This window comes from Nocardia amikacinitolerans NBRC 108937 (assembly GCF_001612615.1).
Classification (GTDB): Bacteria; Actinomycetota; Actinomycetes; order Mycobacteriales; family Mycobacteriaceae; genus Nocardia; species Nocardia amikacinitolerans.
On sequence record NZ_BDAU01000021.1, the window covers coordinates 153,111 to 173,284 of the forward strand.

The 20,174-nt window shown below is 68.1% G+C and carries 20 protein-coding genes and 1 pseudogene; 9 read left to right on the forward strand and 12 right to left on the reverse strand.

Annotated features, from left to right (window positions below):
* Positions 1–33: 33 nt before the first annotated feature.
* The 3 genes from NAM01S_RS17800 to NAM01S_RS17810 form a co-directional block, all read right to left on the reverse strand.
* Positions 34–2,373, reverse strand: coding sequence for an arabinofuranosyltransferase (locus NAM01S_RS17800; RefSeq protein ID WP_373862678.1), 2,340 nt, complete (start codon positions 2,371–2,373; stop codon positions 34–36).
* Positions 2,374–2,543: 170 nt separating this feature from the next.
* Positions 2,544–2,834 (reverse strand): type II toxin-antitoxin system VapB family antitoxin, encoded by a 291-nt coding sequence (locus NAM01S_RS17805; protein WP_253798907.1) that lies wholly within the window; start codon positions 2,832–2,834, stop codon positions 2,544–2,546.
* A gap of 45 nt (positions 2,835–2,879) precedes the next feature.
* A complete protein-coding gene (locus tag NAM01S_RS17810) occupies positions 2,880–4,112 on the reverse strand; it encodes a helix-turn-helix domain-containing protein (RefSeq protein ID WP_067786633.1) in 1,233 nt (410 codons plus the stop codon).
* Positions 4,113–4,364: 252 nt separating this feature from the next.
* Between NAM01S_RS17810 and NAM01S_RS17815 the strand changes: the two genes are divergently transcribed.
* Genes NAM01S_RS17815 through NAM01S_RS17825 form a run of 3 tightly spaced genes read left to right on the forward strand, consistent with a single transcriptional unit; the run spans position 4,365 to position 5,355 of the window.
* Entirely contained in the window at positions 4,365–4,544 is a 180-nt protein-coding gene (locus NAM01S_RS17815; protein WP_067786635.1) for a hypothetical protein, read from the forward strand.
* 5 nt (positions 4,545–4,549) lie between these two features.
* Positions 4,550–5,047 carry a hypothetical protein gene (locus NAM01S_RS17820; RefSeq protein WP_067786637.1) on the forward strand — a complete coding sequence of 166 codons (498 nt, stop codon included), beginning with the start codon at positions 4,550–4,552 and terminating at the stop codon, positions 5,045–5,047.
* Positions 5,044–5,355: a hypothetical protein gene (locus NAM01S_RS17825; RefSeq protein WP_067786639.1), complete on the forward strand. Its 312-nt coding sequence runs from the start codon at positions 5,044–5,046 to the stop codon at positions 5,353–5,355. The genes NAM01S_RS17820 and NAM01S_RS17825 overlap by 4 nt, the downstream gene beginning before the upstream one ends.
* A gap of 59 nt (positions 5,356–5,414) precedes the next feature.
* Here NAM01S_RS17825 and dprE2 read toward each other — a convergent pair whose 3' ends face one another.
* A complete protein-coding gene (gene dprE2 / locus NAM01S_RS17830) occupies positions 5,415–6,194 on the reverse strand; it encodes a decaprenylphospho-beta-D-erythro-pentofuranosid-2-ulose 2-reductase (RefSeq protein WP_067786641.1) in 780 nt (259 codons plus the stop codon).
* On the reverse strand, positions 6,191–7,678 hold the full coding sequence (gene dprE1, locus NAM01S_RS17835; protein WP_253798905.1) for a decaprenylphosphoryl-beta-D-ribose oxidase: 1,488 nt from the start codon (positions 7,676–7,678) through the stop codon (positions 6,191–6,193). Before dprE1 ends, dprE2 begins: the two co-directional genes overlap by 4 nt.
* A gap of 175 nt (positions 7,679–7,853) precedes the next feature.
* Between dprE1 and NAM01S_RS35755 the strand changes: the two genes are divergently transcribed.
* The gene (locus NAM01S_RS35755; RefSeq protein ID WP_303755480.1) at positions 7,854–8,309 is read left to right on the forward strand and encodes a GtrA family protein; all 456 of its coding nucleotides are present in this window, start codon (positions 7,854–7,856) and stop codon (positions 8,307–8,309) included.
* 333 nt (positions 8,310–8,642) lie between these two features.
* Here the strand turns inward: NAM01S_RS35755 and NAM01S_RS17845 are convergent, their stop codons facing one another.
* The 3 genes from NAM01S_RS17845 to NAM01S_RS17855 all read right to left on the reverse strand — a co-directional run bounded on the left by NAM01S_RS17845 (position 8,643) and on the right by NAM01S_RS17855 (position 12,361).
* The gene (locus NAM01S_RS17845; protein ID WP_067786643.1) at positions 8,643–9,287 is read right to left on the reverse strand and encodes a pyridoxamine 5'-phosphate oxidase family protein; all 645 of its coding nucleotides are present in this window, start codon (positions 9,285–9,287) and stop codon (positions 8,643–8,645) included.
* 230 nt (positions 9,288–9,517) lie between these two features.
* Positions 9,518–11,707, reverse strand: coding sequence for a molybdopterin oxidoreductase family protein (locus NAM01S_RS17850; RefSeq protein ID WP_067786645.1), 2,190 nt, complete (start codon positions 11,705–11,707; stop codon positions 9,518–9,520).
* Positions 11,708–11,878: 171 nt separating this feature from the next.
* A complete protein-coding gene (locus tag NAM01S_RS17855) occupies positions 11,879–12,361 on the reverse strand; it encodes a hypothetical protein (protein WP_067786722.1) in 483 nt (160 codons plus the stop codon).
* A gap of 255 nt (positions 12,362–12,616) precedes the next feature.
* Between NAM01S_RS17855 and NAM01S_RS17860 the strand changes: the two genes are divergently transcribed.
* Positions 12,617–13,174, forward strand: a complete 558-nt coding sequence (locus tag NAM01S_RS17860; protein WP_067786724.1) for a DUF4282 domain-containing protein — start codon at positions 12,617–12,619, stop codon at positions 13,172–13,174.
* A 256-nt stretch (positions 13,175–13,430) separates the two neighbouring features.
* Positions 13,431–14,276 carry a helix-turn-helix domain-containing protein gene (locus NAM01S_RS17865; protein WP_255284317.1) on the forward strand — a complete coding sequence of 282 codons (846 nt, stop codon included), beginning with the start codon at positions 13,431–13,433 and terminating at the stop codon, positions 14,274–14,276.
* A 41-nt stretch (positions 14,277–14,317) separates the two neighbouring features.
* On the opposite strand, the gene NAM01S_RS17870 is transcribed toward NAM01S_RS17865, so the two are convergent.
* Complete coding sequence (locus NAM01S_RS17870) at positions 14,318–14,722, reverse strand: MarR family winged helix-turn-helix transcriptional regulator (RefSeq protein ID WP_067786649.1); 405 nt, start codon at positions 14,720–14,722, stop codon at positions 14,318–14,320.
* Between the two features lie 85 nt (positions 14,723–14,807).
* Between NAM01S_RS17870 and NAM01S_RS17875 the strand changes: the two genes are divergently transcribed.
* Positions 14,808–16,271, forward strand: a complete 1,464-nt coding sequence (locus tag NAM01S_RS17875; protein WP_067786652.1) for an MFS transporter — start codon at positions 14,808–14,810, stop codon at positions 16,269–16,271.
* A gap of 78 nt (positions 16,272–16,349) precedes the next feature.
* Here NAM01S_RS17875 and NAM01S_RS17880 read toward each other — a convergent pair whose 3' ends face one another.
* Together NAM01S_RS17880 and rfbA are read right to left on the reverse strand one after the other, a co-directional pair.
* On the reverse strand, positions 16,350–16,898 hold the full coding sequence (locus NAM01S_RS17880) for a dTDP-4-dehydrorhamnose 3,5-epimerase family protein (protein ID WP_067786654.1): 549 nt from the start codon (positions 16,896–16,898) through the stop codon (positions 16,350–16,352).
* 2 nt (positions 16,899–16,900) lie between these two features.
* Positions 16,901–17,773 (reverse strand): glucose-1-phosphate thymidylyltransferase RfbA, encoded by an 873-nt coding sequence (gene rfbA, locus NAM01S_RS17885; protein ID WP_067786656.1) that lies wholly within the window; start codon positions 17,771–17,773, stop codon positions 16,901–16,903.
* A 241-nt stretch (positions 17,774–18,014) separates the two neighbouring features.
* Between rfbA and NAM01S_RS17890 the strand changes: the two genes are divergently transcribed.
* Both NAM01S_RS17890 and NAM01S_RS17895 read left to right on the forward strand, forming a co-directional pair.
* Entirely contained in the window at positions 18,015–19,007 is a 993-nt protein-coding gene (locus tag NAM01S_RS17890; protein WP_067786658.1) for an alpha/beta hydrolase, read from the forward strand.
* Between the two features lie 114 nt (positions 19,008–19,121).
* On the forward strand, positions 19,122–19,592 hold the full coding sequence (locus NAM01S_RS17895; protein WP_067786660.1) for a hypothetical protein: 471 nt from the start codon (positions 19,122–19,124) through the stop codon (positions 19,590–19,592).
* Here the strand turns inward: NAM01S_RS17895 and NAM01S_RS17900 are convergent.
* Positions 19,508–20,155 (reverse strand): annotated as a pseudogene (locus tag NAM01S_RS17900) (DUF8020 domain-containing protein); the annotation flags it as partial. The gene NAM01S_RS17895 and the pseudogene NAM01S_RS17900 overlap by 85 nt on opposite strands.
* Positions 20,156–20,174: the final 19 nt, after the last annotated feature.

Here is a 20,174-nt window from a genome sequence, read left to right on the forward strand (position 1 = left end):
CCGAGGCTGTGACCTGCGGGTTCGGTTCGCTGATCAGCGACGGACGGTGATCAGCGTGAAGGGGCCGATGTCGGTGGTGGTGAAGGCCGGGTCCTCGAACAGTTCCTTCGGGAAGCTCACCGAGTAGCGCTTGACGTTCGGGTCGTTCGGGTAGACGTCCTCGGCCAAGCGGAGCGTGTAGGCGTCGCCGCCGCGGCGGAACAGGAAGGCGTCCGGCGCGCGCCACGGGCTGTTGTCCATCGTCGCCAGCAGCTTCGCGGGCGAATCCAGCTTGCTCCAGTCCTTGATGGTCGCCGCCCGGCCCGCGAAATCGGCGAGCGGGTTCGCGTAGTGCGAGGTGAGGGCCTGGAAACCCCAGTACGGATAGAAGGAAAGGAAGCTGGTGTCGGCGGTGAGGACGACCGACTCGTCGCGCGGGCGGCCGGTCTGCGCGAGCAGCGTCGCGTCGATCTCGTCGTAGTAGGAGACCGCCGAGGGCGGGCGCTTGTCGGCGCGGTTGCCGTCGCCGTCGGTGTCGGTGTAGGCGGTGGTGATCTCCGGGGTCAGCACGTGCGGAATGTCCTGGACGAAGGCGAGCGCGCCGACGATCGCGAGCGCGACGACGGCGACCCGGAACCGCGCGGGCTCGTTGAACGCCTGGTACGCGGCCCGCGCGCCCTCGACGAAACCGAACGCGCCGGCCGCCGCGAGCAGCACGAGCAGCGGCGCCTCCAGCCGGAACGACAGCAGCGTGGTCCCGGCCGCCGTCGCCAGCATGGACAGCAGGCACCACAGGTAGATCGCCACAACACCGATGCCGAGCGCCTGCGCGCGCCGGGAGGAGCCCGCCCGCACGACCAGCCACACGGTTCCGATCAGGCACAGGCCGCCGAGCAGGGTGAACTCGGCCATCGGCAGGGGGAGTTCCGCGCCGGACTTGGGGAGGTAGTGCAGGGCGGTGCCGGAGCTGGGAGTCTTCGTGGTGAGGGATTCGAGGAGATACGGGCCCCAGCAGATCAGCGCGATGAGGCCGGAGATCGCGGCGATCGCCAGGAGACGGACGAGTGGGGGCACGGCGGCGCGCCACGCCGGTCCGGCGGTCGCGCGGTTGCCGGGCTGTTCCACCTGTGGCGCCGCGGCCTTTTCCGCCACCGTCGGCTGTTCGGCTGTGTCGCCAGTCGATGTCGTGCTCGTCAGCGGTGTCGCGGTACTCGTGGTCGGTGCTGTGCTCGTCTGCGGTGTCGCGGTGCTCGCAGTTGGTGTCGTGCTCGTCCGCTGCGTCTCGGCGCTTGCAGTCGACGCCGCTGTCGTCCGCCCGCCCGTGCTTGCGTGCTGGGTGGAACCGCCCCTGCGTGCTGCCCTCGGGTGCTGCTCGGCCCGCCGCTGCCGGAACTCGAGTCCTGCGGCCAGCAGTCCCATCAGGCCGATCGCGAAGGCGGCCACCAGGAAGTACAGGGTGTAGAAGTTCGCGGCGACGCCGAGGAACAGACCCGCGCCGACGACCGCGCCCCAACCACCGGCGGTCCGGTAGGGCCGCGCGGGCGCGACGACCGGCGCCGATTCCGCCCGAGCATCCGTCGCGACCTCGTCCGCGCGGATCGCACCGGGTCCGTTCGGCGGGTTCACGGCGCGTGCCGCATCCTCGACCGGCCGGTAGAGCGCACCCCAGGCCAGCACAAGCGCGGGCGGCAGCAGCACGACGATCACCGCGCTGTACGCCTCGGGCGACGCGTAGGTCACCGCGACGGCGGTCGTCGCGGCGGTCACCGCCACCGCCCAGTCGGCGCGAATCAGTCGCGTCCACAGCACCAGCGCAAGCACCGCCGCCACGGCCAGCGACCCGATCGCATACGGCTTGAACGCCTCCCAACCGTCCATGCCGAGCACATTCGCCACGCGCCCACCGACCCAGAACCACCCGGCCGGATAGAACGGCGGCACATCCACATACGTCATATCCCGCAGCGCCGCACTGTCGGTGAGCCGCGTCAGATACTCGGTCCTGAACTCCTGATCCACCGAAACACCGAACAAATACAGCTTCGTCGCCGCCAACGGCATCCCGAGCGTCACCGTAACGAACGCCGAAACCCCCACCCACGAAAGCACTTTCGCCACCAGCGGCCACTTCCGTACCCGCAACAACCACACCGCGGCGACAACGAGCCCCGCCGCCCCCACCTGCCCCACCGTCGTCAACGCCCGAGTCACATTCGACGAATTGAACGCAGGCCACTCCACCAACGAAAACGCGAACAGCCCCACGGCAGCAACCACCGCCGCCACCACCGCGGCAACCACCCCTTCCCCAACCCCGGCCCCAACCTGCCGCAGGAACAGCGACATCCGCCCAGATGCGGTCGCGGTGCTCTGTTCCGTGACAGGTGTGCTCATAGCGCCTCCGTTTTCACTAGTCGGCTCCGGGCTCGGTTGCGCACCGGCCGCCGCCGCGGATTCGCACCGCACGCTAACAAACTCCCCGCACGGAAGTTGGGCAGCGGTCTCACCGCCGTCGAGCGAGTACGGCTGCGCCCAGGCTCCGAGCCGCCCGGTGTTGCGAACGCTCACCAGTGGCAGCCGAGCTCGCGCCGGAGAGCTTCCTGTGAGGTGGCGGCGAAATCAGGCGGCGCTTCGCCTGCTCCAGCGAAGGACAAGTGTGGACTCGGCGGCGTGCCGTCGGCATCCGGTTCGCTGCGCTCGCGAGCCAGTTCGAAGTAGTGGTCGCACGCCGCAGCGCGGGACAGTCGCTTGTTGTATTCCGTCAAGGCGGCGGCAACTGCTGCTGCCTTCGTTCGGTGCCCACCGAGCGTCATCGCCAGCGCGAGCGCATCATCATCGATCTCGATATAGGTCAAGGTCATGGGTGAGCCTTCCGTCAACCGTCGATTTCGAACTGCCCGTCAGACGGGTGTAGCGCCGACGCGTTGAGCGAATCGGCCGAGGTCACCTGTCGTCAGGTCACGTCGGGCCTTGCGCATCATGTGGCCCACCAACTCGCGGACGATGGACATGCCGCGCACATGCTGCTGCGCGGCGTGCTCGGCGCGCAGCAGCGCGTTCAGTGACTGTCGATAGTCTCGACGCAGCGCGTGTGCGCGGCCGACTTCGATGAAGTACTGCGCCCTGCGCCCCGCCGCTGGGAGGGTTTCCGGGTTCAGTCGCGACGCCAGCTCGAGCGTCTCGCCTGGCTCCCGTCGCTCCATCGCCGACGACATCCGCCAGAGCTCCACGTTCGCGGGCCCGAACGTCGGGTTCCGCAGGATCGACGTACCGGCCTGCGCGGTCGCGAGCCTGCGCGCTTGGTTCGCCGCCTCATCGAGGTGTGCGTTCGGGTCGCCGCCCAACGCTGAGGTCACGAGCGACGCCTGAAGGTGCAGCATGCCCAGCGTCTCTATCTCCCCCTTCATGCGTGCGTCGGATTCGAGCCGATCGGCGGTCGACTCGACGCACTCGAGCGCGGCGGACCATGAACCAGGCCGTGCGAACAGGACCTGGCTGCGGTTGAACGCCGCCGATGCGAACGCCGCTGTACCGCCAACGTGTTCGGCCGCCTTGTCCGCTTCCTGCGTCGCGGTCCACGAAAGCGCCGGATAGCCACGGGCTTTCAACGCTGCTGCGGTGGTGTGAGCGATGGCCGCCAAGATGTCCCACGCCCGCTCCTGCTCAGCGCCCTTGGCGTCGCGGGTGTGGCGGTAGCAGTCGTTCAACATCGGGGCGAGCATCGGCCCGAGAGAGGCATAGTCGCATGCGATTCGCAGTTGCGTCGCCCGGGTGACGTCCTGAGTGAGCTGATCGAGGCTGCGGGGTCGCTCGGTTTGCGTGACGTTTCCTGCTGTCCAGATCGCAGTCTCGATGTCGGGCACCGCTGTGTGGAAACGTTCAACCGACCGATCGAACCGGTCGTGATCGTGCCCGGTCAGATCGCCGATGTTGACATCGAGAGCTAGGGCGAGCGCGTGCAGTACCTTGCGCGAATCGACGGGACGTTCCCCGTTCTCGTATTTCGCGATCGCCCCACGTGACAACCCAACAAGGTCGGCGAGTAGCTGCTGGGACATGCCGCGGCGACGACGGATGACGTGCACCTGCTGACCGACGTAGTGATCGTGGTCCTGATCTGCGGTTTCGCTCATGTTCGTGCTCTCCCTCTGCGGCACGGTCTATTCCAATGCTAGAGGGATCAGATGTTGTCCCGCGGCGGGACAGTTTCGGTTGTGCAAAGTCTGATCCTGGTTCCCGCACACCGGCGCTGGACCGCAGGCGAATTCCTCTATCTCGTCTCGGATACGTGAACCGGCCGCACGGGAGGGCGTGTTGGGCTTTACAGCCCGGCGCGGTCGGACCGGCGTCGGTGTGCTCCTAACCGTCGCAGGGGAGAGGCACGAATGTCGTCGCTGATGGACCGCGTACAGAAGTGGGAAACCGAACACCGGGACTGTGCAAGTCCGCCGACCGTCATGGACTGCGCGCGTGCCGCACTGGTGTTGTCGCGGCACGCCGAACACGGTCCGCGCTGTCGCCAGTATCTGGCGGCGCTCGCCTGTGTCTCGACGGTCCTGGACTGAAAGCCATGCCGGAGAGCACCGTTCGGACGGCCGCCTACGGTTCGCGGCCGACGCTTCCGGGATGGCGTGAACTCTCTGCCGCGTTCCGCGGCGTGGCCGGGCATCGGCCCGGCGATCACCTCGTGTTGCGCTGGTCGCACGCGCTGGCTCACCTGCACCGAACCCGAAACACTGATCCGGCCAGGCTGAGCCGGATCGACTCCCGCCGCGACGAACTGCGCACCCTGATCGACGGCTCGGTGATCGTCCACATTCAACCGCGCCAGCCCTGGTCGCAATCGACCGGCTACGGCCCAACGGTCGACGACATGGCCGCCGCATATGTCGCCGCCGAACTCGTCCTCGCCACCGACCACACCGCCGACGAACTGCACCGAGCGTGGTCGCACGTTGGCTACCTCGCCACCCGCTGGGCCGATCTCGTCACCGAAGCCGTCGACGGTCAGCGCACGATGCCACCCCGTCCACCCGTTGACGACTTCACTCGGGAGACTGCGAAATGACTCTGCTGCAATACGATCCACTCGTCATGGCCGCCTTCGCCATGGTGATCGCCGCCATTCTCGCCATCGGACTGCGCGCCGAGGACGAGCCGCCGAGACCGAGCGTGCGACAGATCCAGGACCGCCTCGCCCGCCAGGGCTACCGCATTGCGTCGGATCGAAACCCCGGCGCGCACCGCGTGTCCGCTTCGGTCGGCTCGCGGCACGGTCTGCTTCGCGGGCGCGGGACCGCGACGATGGTGTCCGGCGGAGGTCGCCGCGGCCTGGCAAGCGTCGAGCCGCGCCCGTACCGCGCCTCGGGGCGGTGACGAACGCGGCTCGATGGAACAAGCTCAGCGCGCCTCGAAGTTCGGGCGCGATCCGAAACTCAGAGGGGCAGCTTGCGGAAGAGGGGGCGGGGGATGTGGCGGAGGATGGACATGAGATAGCGGACGGGGCCGGGGGCCCAGATGAGGTCCTTGCCCTTTTCGGAGGCCGTTACCGCGAGTGCCGCCACTTCTTCCTTGTCGACGGTGAAGGGGGCTTCCTTGGCGCCGGTGGCCTTCCAGTGGTCAAGGGTGGTCTTGGTGCGCACCTGGCCGGGGCGGATGACGAGGACGCGGGGCCCGAAGGGGCGCAGCGCCTCGCCGAGGCCGAGGTAGAAGCCGTCCAGGCCGGCCTTGGTCGACCCGTAGACGAAGTTGGAGCGGCGCACCCGCTCACCGGCCACCGAGGACATGGCGATGATGCGCCCGTACCCCTGCGCCTTCATCTTCTCTCCAACCAGCACGCCGACGGAAACCGCGGCGGTGTAGTTGATTCCGGCGATCTGCACGGCCTTGCGCTGGTCCTGCCACAGCTGTTCGGCGTCGCCGAGCATGCCGAAGGCCACGATGGCGACGTCCACGTCACCGCCGGCCCAGGCCGCGTCGATCACCTTCGGGTGCGAGTCGGTGTCGAGCGCGTCGAAGTCGACGACCTCGACCTTGTTCGCACCGGCGGCCTCCATCTGAGCCACCGCGCCCGCGCGCAGTGGATCGTTGGGCAGGGTCGCGAGGATGATCCGCGCCGGCCCCTTCTTCAGGTACTCGGCACAGATCGCGAGCCCGATCTCCGAGGTGCCGCCCAGCAGCAGGATGGTCTGCGGGTTGCCTACGGCATTGATCACTGAAGCTCCAGCCTTCTCGCCATATCGGACATGAAAACGCCTGTGGGATCGACACTTCGGCGGACCTTGATCCACTCGTCGATCCGCGGGTACATCTTGTGGAAGGTCTCGGCGGTGGTGCGCGAGTCCTTGCCGGTGTAGAGCCGTCCGCCGAATTCGAGCACCCGGCGGTCCAACTGGGTCACGAACTCGTTGAGTCCCGGCGTGATCGGGAAGTCCAGGCAGACGTTCCAGCCGGGCATCGGGAAGCTCAGCGGCGCCTGGTTGCCCTGCCCGAAGTACTTGAAAACGTTGAGGAACGAATAGAAGCCGGACCCCTGGATATCGATCAGGATCTGCTTGAACTCGTTCACGGCCTCGGGCGGCACCACGAACTGGTACTGCAGGAAGCCTCGCGAACCGTAGGCGCGGTTCCACTCGCCGAGCATGTCGAGCGGGTGGTAGAAGGCCGTCAGGTTCTGCGGCTTCTGCCGGTAGGTCGCGCCCTTGCGGTACCAGACCTCCGTCGCCAGCGTGAAGGTCTGCTTGTTGAGCAGTCCGTTCGGGAAGACGTCGGGGAAGGTCAGGAACGTCTTGCCGGTGAACCCGAGCGGATTCTTGCGCAGCTTCTTGGGCAGTTCGTCCAGCTTGGCCAGCGAGCCCCGGGAGATCACCGCGCGGCCCAGCTTGGGCATCGGGCTGATCGCGTCGAACCACGCCGAGCTGTACTCGTAGCGGTCCTCCGAGCCGTCGCTGTGGAAGGCGATGGTCTCGTCCAACCCGGCCGTCACATCACCGTCGGCGATGAAGTACGCGGTCTCCGTCGGCGTCATCTCGATGGTGGCGCGCAGGATGATGCCGGTCAGTCCGCAGCCGCCGATGGTGGCCCAGAACAGCTTGGCGTTCTTCTTCGGCGTGATGTGCTGGACGGTGCCGTCGGCGGTGAGCAGCTCCATCGAACGCACGTGGTTGCCGAAGCTGCCCGCGCTGTGATGGTTCTTGCCGTGGATATCGGAGCCGATCGCGCCGCCGATGGTGACCTGCCTGGTGCCGGGCAGCACCGGGACCCACAGGCCGAACGGCAGCGCCGCCTTCATCAGCTGGTCGAGGTTCACGCCCGCGTCCACGTCGACCAGGCGGGTGTCGCGGTCGATGCGGTGGATCTTGTTCAGCGCGGTCATGTCGACGACGAGGCCGCCCGCGTTCTGGGCGTTGTCGCCGTAGGAACGGCCTAGCCCGCGCGCGATCACGCCGCGGCGTAGATGGGCGGGCTTGCCGTCGTTGTCCTCGGCGACCATGGCGACGGCCTTGGCGATCACTTCCGGATCGCTGGTCGAGAGCACTTCGGCGGAGGTTGGCGCGGTGCGACCCCACCCGGTCAGTGCCTGGGTCCGGGTCGGCAGCGCGAAGCTGTCGGCGCTCGCAGCGCCGTTGTCGGTGCTACCTGCGGTCCCGCTGACACCGTTCGTCGTGGTGGCGGTCGAAGCTTTCGTGGACATCGGCATAGAGGCTACAGGCATGACGGCCGGACGGGTCGATGTCACCGTACTCGTGAGTATGGGCGTACCTCCGCATCCGCTCCGGCCATGCGCGGACCGAGGGCGGACTTCGTCCGGCAGCGCCTATTGGGCGTACCCACTGGGATGGGTCTGCGAGGCCGTTCCCATTACGCTCGTGCGCGTGCAAGCCGAACCCCACCTTCCGCTCCCGGCCGAACTGCCACTGGTCGACGAGCCCGGCGGTACCGATGTCGACCTGAAGACGCAGATCATCCGGTTCACTCTGACCGGCGGACTGTCGGCACTCGTGGACTTCGGGTTGTACGTCCTGCTGCTGAACGTGCTCGGCCTGCCGGTCTCGGTCGCCAAGTCCATCGGCTTCATCGCGGGCACCACCACGGCATACCTGATCAACCGCAGGTGGACGTTCCAGGCGCCGCCGAGCCGCGCCCGCTTCGCCGCCGTCGTCGCGCTGTACGCCACCACCTTCGCCGTGCAGGTCGGCATCAACCAGGTGCTGTACTACGCGATCGGCGAGCAGTGGTGGCGGGTGCCGCTGGCGTTCGTCGTCGCGCAGGGCACCGCGACCGTCATCAACTTCGTCGTGCAGCGCCTGGTGATCTTCAAGATCCACTGACGCCGAGAACTGAGGCCGACCGGGCGCCCCGAGACGGAGACCTTCGTCAGCTACCGCCGGAGCGTAGGAGAAGGTTCGCCCAGCCGGACGGACCCCGTCGAGACCACTCGTGGCCGCGAAGGCAGAGGTTCCGCCAGGGGACGGGCCGCAAGCAGTCTCTCGTCAAGCTGCACGGCCAGCGAAGGCGGACGCATGCTGAATAACGCTGCTGGACTCAGTCCGTCATGAGCCCGCACGTGGGCCGAGCGGAGGCGGAGATACGCCAAGGAGGCGCCCGTCGGACGCAGTCCGTCCTCAGCCCCGCGCACGGCCGGAGCCGATGCGGAGGTACGCCTACGCGAGCACCGGCGCCGACTCCGGCAGGTCCGCGAGTTCGGCTCGGGCTTGCGCTTTCACACCGAAGTAGTCGCCGCCCTTGGCCCGCACGTTGTCGGTGCCCCACTCCCGCTGCTCGCGTTCCGCGGGTACGAGGTGCGGAATGTGCTTGCGGCAGTGGATGTATGCCTCTTCGACGTCGACCACGACCCAGAGTTCCGCGGCCCTTCCCTTGACGTTCGAGGGTAGGTCGGGCACTGTGCGCCGTAGCGCTTCGTCCTCCACGATGCGGGCCGACCCGTTGATGTGTAGGCCGATGAGATCGCGCACGAAATCGATTAGCAGGATGCCTACGTGCGGGTTCTCCAGAATATTGCCGAGACTGGCCATCACGCCGTTGCCGCGGTACTCGGGATAAGCGACCGTACGGTCGTCGATCACATGCAGAAATCCGGGTGGACCGGCGCGGAAACTGTTGTCGCACTCGCCGTGTTTGTCGGCGGTGGCGATGAACGCCATGTCCATCCTGCCGATGAATTCGATCATCGTCTCGTTGAGTCGATCGACCACCTGATCTGCGTAGAACCGTTCGGCTCTGCCCTGTGTACCGTGTCTTTCCTGTAGTTCGTGCTCGCCGTCGCTGCCACAACGTGTACCGGGCATCGAGCCCCCTCTGATCGCCGGAATCCGGGGTACCGCGCGACTCGACGCTGAACCGCGACTTGACCGAAATCCTGTCCATTTTAATGGGATCGGGCATGGCAAATCTACGAAACCGACAACGAGGATGCACTGAATACGGAGTTAGCGCAAGGCTTTCCACAAGTTTGCCGCATTCCGACCGACCGGAATTGTTTCCGATCGGTCGGCACCACCGGCGGCGGCGGGCGATTTCACGCGGGCGTCAGCGTCACCGGCACGCCGTTGAACACCGCGTTCCCCGAGGGCACGTCCACCACCGAATCATCGGTCAGCGCATTGGCATTCACCCCGGCGTTGGCCTTGGCCACCGTCTGCGTGCTGCCGTCGTGGCCCCAACCGTGCGGCAGGCTCACCACGCCGGGCATGATCGCCTCGGTCGGCTCGAGCGGCACGGTCAACGTCCCCGCCGCGGACTTCACCACGGCTTGATCGCCGAGTCCGAGCCTGCTCACGTCGTCGGGGTGAATCTGCAAGGTGCACCGGTTGGTACCGCTCACCAGGCTCGCGACATTGTGCATCCAGCTGTTGTTGGAGCGCAGGTGCCGCCGCCCGATCAGCACGAAATCCGGTGCCTCCTCGGCCAGTTTGGCGCGCAGCCGCGCCACGTCCGCGAGCAGCGGCGCCGGCGCGAGCTCCACCCGCTTCGAAGCGGTGCGCAGCGCCTCCGGCAGCCGAGGGCGCAGCGGCCCGAGATCGACGCCGTGCGGATTGTCCAGCAGCACGCGCAGATTCAGCGTGCCGCCGTTCCACTCGCCGTAGGGTCCGAGCCGCAGCATCAGATCGAGGCGCTGCTCGGTGCTTGTCTCCCCGTGCAATTCGGGCCGACGCTCCGGAATGCCCGCTTTGTGCAGCATGCCCGCGATGACCAGTTCGTCCACCATGGTCAGCGGATCCTGATCGCCGGTGCCGTTGTGCGGCCTGCCGGTGAGCGCGGCGCCGAGCCGGGCGAGCACCCCGCCCTCCGACGGACGGTCGCCGAGTGGAACAAGCGGGCGCGAGTAGCGCGCGTAGTTGCGCACGGCGAATTGGAGCAGCGCGAAATCGTAGTGCGGTGACTGGAGCGGACGCGGCGGCGGCAGGATGACATCGGCGTGCTTCGTCGTCTCGTTGACGTAGCGGTCCACGCTCACCATGAACTCCAGCCCGGCGAACGCCTCGTCCAGCCGCGCGCCGCTCGGCGCGGAGAGCACCGGATTGCCCGCGACCGTCACCATGGCGCGCACCTGCCCCTCGCCCGGCGTGCGGATCTCGTCGGCGAGCGTGGCCACCGGAAGTTCGCCCATCGATTCGGGCAGCCCGCGTACCCGGCTGGCCCAGCGCCCGGTGCGGAACGGCTTGGTGCGGGTGATGCCGCCCGCCGCGGCGGTCGCGAACATGGCGCCGCCCGGGGCGTCCAGATTGCCGGTGAGCACGTTGAGCACGTCGACGAGCCACTGGGTGAGGGTGCCGAATTCGGCCGTGCAGGTGCCGATCCTGGCGTAGACCGCCGCGGTCGGGGCGGCGGCCAGCTCGCGGGCGATGCGGACGACGGTCTCGGCGGACACCCCCGTGCGCTCCGCGACGACGTCCGGCGTGAAATCGGCGGCGGCCTCGCGCACTTCGTCCAGGCCCGCTACCTCGACCCGCACGTCGGTCAGTCCCTCGGCGAAGAGCGTGTGCACGATGCCGAACAACAGGTACGCGTCGGTACCCGGCCGGACGAAGAGGTGCTCGTCGGCCAGCTTCGCGGTGCGCGTCAGCCGCGGATCCACCACGACGAACTTTCCGCCCCTGCGGCGCAGCGCCTTCAGCCGACCGGGGAAATCGGGCGCGGTGCACAGCGATCCGTTGGATTCCAGCGGATTGGCCCCGAGCATCAGCAGATAGTCGGTGCGGTCCAGGTCCGGAACCGGCACAGTGAGCGGGTCACCGAACATCAGTCCGCTGGCCACCTGCTTGGGCATCTGATCGGCGGTGCTCGCGGAGAACAGATTCTTGGTGCCGAGCGCGCGGATCAGGACGGGCAGGTACAGCGCGCCGGCCACGGTGTGCGCGTTCGGGTTGCCCAAATAGAGTGCGGCCGCCTGGTTCCCGTGCTCCGCGACGATCGGCGGAAAACGCTCGGCGATGTAGTCGAATGCCTCGTCCCAGGTCGCGGTGCGCCGCACGCCGGTCGCCCGGTCGCGGATCAGCGGTTCGGTGACGCGGTCCGGGTCCTCGTCGAGGTGTCCGAGGCTGGCGCCTTTGGGACAGATGAAGCCTTTGCTGAAGGGGTCCTGCTTGTCGCCGCGGATCGAGGTGACGTGATCGTCGCGGTCGAGGGTGATCTCCAGCCCGCACACCGCTTCGCACAGCGGGCAGGTGCGCAACAGGTTGCGGGAGAGCTCTGTGATCGGGGCCATACCCCATCTTGACCCGGCGGCCGTACGGAAGGGAAGGCTAATTTGCGACATTCTTGGTGAATGTCGCATAGCCGCGAGTGGCGGTGGAAATGAGGACGACCGGCATCCGTCGGGCGGATGCCGGTCGTACAGGGTCGGTAGTGCGGGCCGTCCCCTACCTCGGGGAGCGGGTCAGCAGGCGACGCTGGTCAGCTGGGCCCGGCGGCGGATGCCCGCCGAACGGACCGCGGCGCTGATCGCGACCACCGGAGGCACCCAGCGGGCCTCGTGCGGGGCGACGCCCCAGCAAGCCGAACCGGCCGAGAGCTTGCTCGGCGGCAGCGGGATGCCCGCGCCGTCGGTGTACACGATGGCGCCCGCCTCGCGCAGCGCCTCGAGCGCCATGGCGGCCTTGCGGACGCCGGTGACGAGGTGGATCTCGCGACGGTCGGCGCCGGGGAACTCGATCACCGGCCCGGACAGGTTGTTGGCGCGCAGGAAGCGGCGGACCGCACCGGCCAGCTCGCCGCTGACCTCGATGCCGGAAATCTCGTCATCGGTGATCAGGCAGATCCCGTTGGCCGTTTCGGCGACCGTCCACCCGCGCTGGATGTAGTCCTGCGCCGCGGCGTCCATGTCGGCCGCGGAGACGGAAGTCGGAAACGAGGTGCGCACTGTTTTCTCCATTCCCCGATAGATCTGGGTCCTGCGTTCATGGTTCGTATCGAGGGGCGGTGCCCCCGGCGTTACGCGATTCGGCAAAGTTTCTTGAACTGTGGACTAGGTCTCATTCGGCGGAGGTTCGGTCGGGTTGTTCTGCTCGCTGCCACGGGGCCAACTTTCGGCGACCCCGCTGTGCCGCAGCCGAGTCCGGGCTGTGAGGTTCCTTGGGACTGGTTCGGGGAGCGGAATACGGGGAAGATGCGCGACATGACCGACGAACCGACCACTCCCGTGGAGCTCGATCCCGCGGAGTACGAGACCGAATCTCGTTGGATCGCTTGGAAAGAGTCGGCCGCAAGGCGCTTCCGGGCGCAGGAGCGCGACGAGGAGCCCGCCGAGCCGTTCCGCAGCCCGCGCGCCTTCCGGCAGTGGAGCGTGGAGACCGCGCGCGCCCTGATCGATGTGCAGTTCCACCGCACCGCGACCACCACGCTGCTGCCGCTGGCCTACATGCTCGGCCTGATCTTCGCCGTGGCGCTGCCGATCGCGATCACCGTGTGGATGTGGCAGATCTCGGCGGTGCTCGGCGTGCTCGCAGGCCTGGTCGCGGTGCCCCTCGGCCTCTCGATCGCCGCCGCCGTGCGCCTGGTGCTGGAGTTCCTGGTCAACGCTTCGCGGTTGGCGACCCGGGTGGAGCACATCAGCGAGCTGGCCGACGATCTGTTCCAAGCGCTTTCGGATGTCGCCGAGCCGGTGAACCAGCTCTCCGAGGACGTGCGCGCGGTGCAGTTCTGGCGCTTCCGCAAGCGGGGTTCGCGCAAGTAGGCAACCAGGCAGAGTTGCCACGTAGTGACCCTGCCGAACCTGATTGTCTCTCTTGCGACATCGACCTGCCTGTGACAGCAATCCTGCAAAATGTCAGTTTTGCTGTGAAACAATGCTGTTCGAGCGTCCGGGAAGGCTCCGGGCACTGGGTAGGGAGCGTCGATTTCGGGTGACACGGGAGGTTTCGCCGTGTCTCGTCGGCGCATGGCGCGAGGGGGAAAGCATGGCTTTACCGCAGGCAACGACCGGATCGACCATGCCACGTCGGCAACTCGGCCGACACCTGCGCGACCTGCGTAACCGAGCCAGGATGACCACCAGGATGGCCGCGCAGCAGCTGGAGTGGTCGGAGGCCAAGATCTGGCGGATCGAGACCGGCCAGACCTCCCTGCGCAGCCTGGACGTCGAGGCGATGTGCAAGATCTACGGCGCCCCCGGCGATCTCGTCGGCCCGCTCACCGCGCTGGCCAAGGAGACCAAGGCCAGGGGCTGGTGGACCGCCTACAGCGACGTGCTCGGCGAAGGCTTCGAGATCTACATCGGTCTCGAGGAGGCGGCGCGCCAGCTGTCCACTTACGAGAACGAGCTGGTGCCAGGGCTTTTGCAGACCGAGGAGTACGCGAGGGCGCTGCTGAGCGCGGCGCGGCCGGACGCCACGCCCGCCGAGATCGAGCGCCGGGTCCAGTTGCGCATGGCCAGGCAGGCTTTGGTGACCCGCGGCGAATCGCCGGTGCAGCTGGAGGCGGTGATCAGCGAGGCGGTGCTGTGGCGGCGCGTCGGTGCCGCAGAGGTGACGGCGGGTCAGCTCGAACATCTGCGGCGCATGTGCGACCTGCCGAACGTGCGGATCAAGACCGTGCCGCCGGAGTCCGGGTATCACGCCGGGATGGAGTCCGGCCGGTTCGTGATGCTCGAATTCCCCGAGGGACGCATGGGTGAGGCGCCCGAGCCGCCGGTTGTGTACGTCGAGGCCTTCACCGGCCCGGTCTACCTGGACAAAGACAACGAAATCGACCGGTACCGGAAGGCTTTCGCCGACATCAAGTCGGTCGCGGTCGACGCGCGCCAAGTGCTCGACGACGCCCGCGCCGCTATCGCCTGATTCCACTCGGGCCGCGCTGCTGTCCGGCGTCCGTTTCGCCGCTACCGCCAGGTGCGACCGAGCACGTCGCGATGGGTCGGCAGCGCCTCGTCGTAGGCCTGCTTCCCCTTCTCGGTCATGCAGACGAAGATCGCGCGGCGGTCGTCGGAGCACATGCTGCGCTCGACGAGCCCGTCGCGTTCCAGTCGCGCCACCGCGCGGGAGAGCGCGCTCTGGCTCAGATAGATGTCGTTGGCCAGATCGCTCATTCGGTACTTGCCGCAGGCGGCGTCGACCAGCCGGTCCAGCGTCTCGAACTCGCTGAGGCCCATCTTGTGCTTGCCCTGCAGGGCTTTCTCCAAAGCACAGCTGACTGCGGCGTGCCGATCGAGCAGTTCGCGCCATTCGCCAACCAGCTCGGTGGGCGCGACGTTGCGCCGAGCGGTGTCTGTGGTCGGCTTCGACATGGCCCCATCTTAGTGGTCGCCGCTAGTCCATGCAACGACATTTAATGTGTTGGCATTTAATGCGTGTGCATGTAATGTCCTCCGCATGACTTCACCGGCAACGCTCTCGGCCGCCGCGACGGCGACCGATCCGACCAGATGGTCCGCACGGCTCTGGGGCATGCTGATCACTCTCTGCATCGTGTTGTTCCTCGACGGTCTCGACGTCTCGATGATCGGTGTCGCGCTGCCGTCCATCGGCGCCGAACTCGATCTGTCCACCTCGACCCTGCAGTGGCTGGTGAGCGGCTACGTGCTCGGTTACGGCGGCCTGCTGCTGCTCGGCGGACGCACCGCCGACCTGCTCGGGCGGCGCAAGGTCTTCCTCATCGCACTGGCGGTCTTCGCCCTCGCCTCGCTCGCGGGCGCCCTGGTCAGCTCCGGTCCGCTGCTGATCCTGACCCGATTCATCAAGGGCCTCGCCGCCGCGTTCACCGCGCCGACCGGTCTGTCGATCATCACCACCAACTTCGCCGAGGGCCCGGCCCGCAACAAGGCGCTGTCCATCTACACCGTGTTCGGCGCGGGCGGCTACTCCTCCGGCCTGCTGTTCGGCGGACTGATGACCGGCGTCGGCTGGCGCTGGACCTTCCTGCTCCCGGTGCCGATCGCGGTGGCCGCCTTGGCCGCGGCGTGGGTGCTGGTGCCCAAGGACAAGCCCGCGGAAGAGGGCGGCCACGACATCCTCGGCGCCGTGTTCTCCACCGCCGCCATGCTGCTGCTGGTCTACACGGTGGTCACCGCGCCCGAGGTGGGTTGGGGTTCGGCGCGCACCATCGTTTCCTTCGTCGCGGTGATCGCGTTGTTCGCGGCTTTCCTCGCCGTCGAGCGGCGGGTCGCGCACCCGCTGGTCCGCCTCGGCATCCTGCGCAAGTCGTCGCTGGTGCGCGCCAGCCTCGCCATCGTCGCGGTCGCGGGTTCGTACTTCAGCTGGCAGTTCATCGTGACCATGTACATGCAGGACACCCTCGGCTGGTCGCCGCTGAAGCTGGCCATGGCCCTGCTGCCGGTCGGTTTGCTCGTGGCGCTCTCGGCGGTGTTCTCCGACAAGCTGGTCGACCGCTTCGGCACCGGCCCGATCATCGCCGTGACCATGGTCGTGATGGCCATCGGCTACCTGCTGTTCCTGCGGCTGAACACCGACCCGTCCTACCTGACGGTGATCCTGCCCGCGGTGCTGCTGATCGGCATCGGCTGGATCGGCTTCCCCGCCATCAACATCCAGGCCACCAACGGCATCGATGACGACGAGCAGGGTCTGGCCGCCGGTGTGTTGCAGACGTCGATGCAGGTCGGCGCGGCCATCGTGCTCGCGGTGACCACCGCGATCATCTCTTCCGGCGGGCACAGCACCGCGCCTGCGGACATGCTCGACACCTACCGTCCCGGTTTGGAATTCGCGGCGGGCGTCGCCATCGTGGGCGCACTGGTCGCCCTGCTGGCCTTCGTTCCGAAGCGCGGCAAGAAGCCCCAGGCTGCCGCCGAACCGGAACTCGAGCTCGTCGGCTGATCCGCAGCGGCCGACGAAAAATCGGAAGCCACGTCCGGCGGCGCACTGCCGCCGGACGTGGCTTCCGGCTATGGGGATTCAGGAGAACGGCGGCGCGGCGGCGTCCTTGGGCGAGCGCAGGTAGGTCAGCGGGGTGCCGTCGCGGCCGACCTTCGGCCATTCGATGGCCAGCCGCGGATCGAAAGCGTCCAGGTCCCTGTCGAATTCGGGGGTGTATTCGATGGAGCACAGGTAGGTGACCGTGGACTCGTCCTCCAGCGAGAGGATGGCGTGCCCGAGCCCCTCGGACAGGAAGACCGAGCGCCGGTCCACGTCGTCGAGCAGGACGCTGTCCCAGCGACCGTAGGTCGGCGAGCCCGGCCGCAGATCGACGACAACGTCCAGGAACGCGCCGCGCACGCAGGTCACGTATTTGGCCTGGCCGGGCGGGTCTTCGGTGTAGTGGATGCCGCGCAGCACGCCCGCCGCCGAGACCGAGCAGTTCACCTGGTGCAGCTCGAATGGACGTCCCGTCGCCTTCTCGAACTCGGAGGCCTTGAACGATTCGACGAAGGTGCCGCGTTCGTCCTCGAACCGCCGCGGCGTGATCACCCAGGCGCCGGGCACCGCGAGCTCGCGAATCTCCATGCTCACCAATCCCGTCCGCGTTCCAGCAGATCGAGCAGGTAGGCGCCGTAGCCGGAACGGACGAGCGGCTCGGCGCGGGCGCGCAACTGCTCGTCGTCGATGTACCCCATCCGCCAGGCGACTTCCTCGGGCACGCCGATCTTGAGTCCCTGCCGTTCCTCGATGGTGCGCACGTAGTTGGCGGCGTCGAGCAACGAGTCGAAGGTGCCGGTGTCCAGCCAGGCGGTGCCGCGGGCGAGCACGTCGACGCGCAGCCGGTCCTCTTCCAGGTAGGCGCGGTTGATGTCGGTGATCTCGTATTCGCCGCGCGCCGAAGGCCGAAGGCCGCGGGCGATCTCCACCACGTCGTTGTCGTAGAAGTACAGCCCGGGGATGGCGTAGTTGGATCGAGGGACCTTCGGCTTCTCCTCGATCGACACCGCTCTGCCCTCGGTGAACTCGACGACGCCGTAGGCCGTCGGGTCCGAGACCCAGTAGGCGAACACCGCGCCGCCGTCGATACCGGCGAACCGGTTCAGGCTGGTGCCGAGGCCGGGGCCGTGGAAGATGTTGTCGCCGAGCACGAGCGCCGCGCACTCGCCGCCGATGTGGTCCGCGCCGAGCACGAAGGCGCGCGCGAGACCGTCCGGTTCGGGCTGCACGACATAGCTGATCGATATGCCGAACTGAGAACCGTCGCCGAGCAGCCTGGCGAACGCCTCGGCGTCCTCTGGCGTGGTGATCACCAGGATGTCCTTGATGCCCGCGAGCATCAGCGTGGACAGCGGGTAGTAGACCATCGGTTTGTCGTAGACCGGGACCAGCTGCTTGCTCACCCCGCGCGTGATGGGGTGCAGCCTCGACCCGGTGCCGCCCGCCAAGATGATTCCGCGCATGCCCTGGAGTCTGCCAGTTCGACCGCTCCCGGATTCGGGGAGGTTCCGACTCGTGCACGAATTCATCACGAACGTTTCGCCGCCCGGCGTGGCGGGCGATTGATGTTGCATAGATCACTTTCGCGTGGTGTTCTGAAAAGCGAATGTGTGAGATGTCAGCGCTGACTCTCGCCGGTGGCCTCGTCCGAATTGGGCTCGGTTCCGTGTGGTCGTCGGCGCGCCAGGATGAGGTAGGTGCGCTATGACAGCGACCACGGTCGACGGCTCCGCCATCGTGATGAATCCGGACGGCCCGAGCGCCGCGGCGCGGCTGCTGCTCGCGACCTGCCGCGGTGTGGTGCGACCGATGTTGCGGATGGCCCCGATCACCAGGGCCACCATTCCGGTCGGCGCGTTCGCCATCGACGGGCTGGCCCGGTTGCGCCCCGCCCCGCGCGGCATCGAACGCGAGCAGGTCACCCTCGGCGGTTTCCGGATGGAGATCGTGCGCCCGTCCGGCGCGGCGCGGGCGCTGCGCCACGGCGCGGTGCTGTACATGCACGGCGGCGGCTTCGCGGTGTGCGGGCTGGAGACGCACCGGCCGGTCGCGGCCAGCCTGGCAAGGCGCATCGGTCTCCCGGTGGTCAATGTCGACTATCGCCAGCTGCCGGTCGGCAGCATCGGCGAGTCGGTCGAGGACTGCCTCACCGCCTACCGCTGGCTGCTGCGGCACGGCGCCGATCCGGGCCGGATCGTCTTCGCCGGTGATTCGGCGGGCGGGTACCTGACCTTCGCGACCGCGCTGCGCGCGGTACAGGCCGGACTTCCGGTGCCTGCCGGGTTGATCGGGCTGAGCCCGCTGCTGGACCTGGACTACGCCGCCAAGCGTGAGTACGTCAACGTCGCGCGCGATCCGTACATCCCGCTGTCGGCGCTGGAAGCCGTCGTGAAACTCGGCGCGGAGATCGACGGCGCGCTCGATCCGCTGCTCTCGCCGGTGAACGGCGCGCTCGCCGGCCTGCCTCCGGTGCTGATGGTCGCCGCCGAGGACGAGGTGCTGCGCTACGACTGCGAGCTGATGGCGCAGCGGCTCACCGCGGCGGGCGTGCCGCACGCGGTGGAGCTGTGGCGCGGACAGGTGCACGCGTTCATGAGCATCGCACCGAATCTGCCCGAATCCAGGGCGGCGCTCGGCCGGGTCGCGCGTTTCGCGCGCACCAGGTTCGAGCAGTTGGAGCAGGCTCGGACGGCCTGATCACGGTCGGCCGGACGAGTCTTGTCCCGCCCCGGGCCCGCGCCCGGGGCGGGATGCTGTCGCATTACCTCGCACGTAATCGACTCCGGTGTCGGGTTTCGGCAGGCTGAGGCCATGGTGGCTACAGAGACGACCCCGACGACACTCGACCGGGCTCTTTCGGCGCTCGCCTACGGTCGCATCGCGCTCGGTGCGACCGCGTTGGCCGCGCCGCGCACGGCGGCGCGCTTGGCGCTGACCCGCCCGACTCCCGAACTCGGCTACATGACCAGGATCTTCGGCGCCCGCGCGCTCGCGCTCGGCCTCGGTTACCTGACCGCCGCGCCCGCCGATCGGCCGCGCTGGCAGCGCCTCGCGCTCATGGTCGACATCCTCGACACCGCCAGCGGAACGGCGCACGTGGTGCGCGGCGACATCCACCGCGGGGTCGCCGCCGCGCTGGTCGCGCTGACCGGCGGGTACGCGACCATCGGCGCCCGCCGCTTCCTGCGGGGACCGGGTCACTTCGCCGGGAACGGCGCGTTGATCGTGGTGAAGTACTGGGCGACCGCCGCGATGGCGATGGGCGCCGTCACGAACAGCTGACCGGCGACCGCGCCAAGCGGGCCGATCGCGGCGACCCCGCCGAGGCACCCGACGGCGGCCGCTGGCAGGAACGGCCCGAACAGTCCGGCGATGGTGGCCGCCGCCACGGTCGCGCCGACGATGCCGCCGAGGACGCAGCCGACGGCCGCGCCGCCGAGTCCGCCGAGCAGCGCGCCCATGCTCACGCCCAAGCCGATGGTGCTTGCCATCCGCGACCACGCGGCCTGCTCGCGCTCGTATTCGCTCTTCCACGGCGCCTTGTCCTCGAACGGGAGGGCGACGGGCCGGTAGCTGGCTTTGTCGAGGGCGAGCTGCGGGGTGAGGGTGGCGGTGCGGCCGGAGATCTCCGCGGCGATGGGGAACTCGAACTCGTCGACGCGGAACTTCAGCGGCGTTCCCGCGAGGACGGTGCCGTCGTCGGCTCGGATCTCGAGGACGTCGTCGGCGATCACGAGCGCGCCGGTGTCGATGCCGAGCACGGCGGTGTGGCCGGTGGTGCTCGCGGTGAAGCCGACTGTGCCGGTCGTGGCCGTGTCAGCGGTGTTCGCTGTGGAGCCGAGCGCGTTGGTGTTGCCTGGCGCG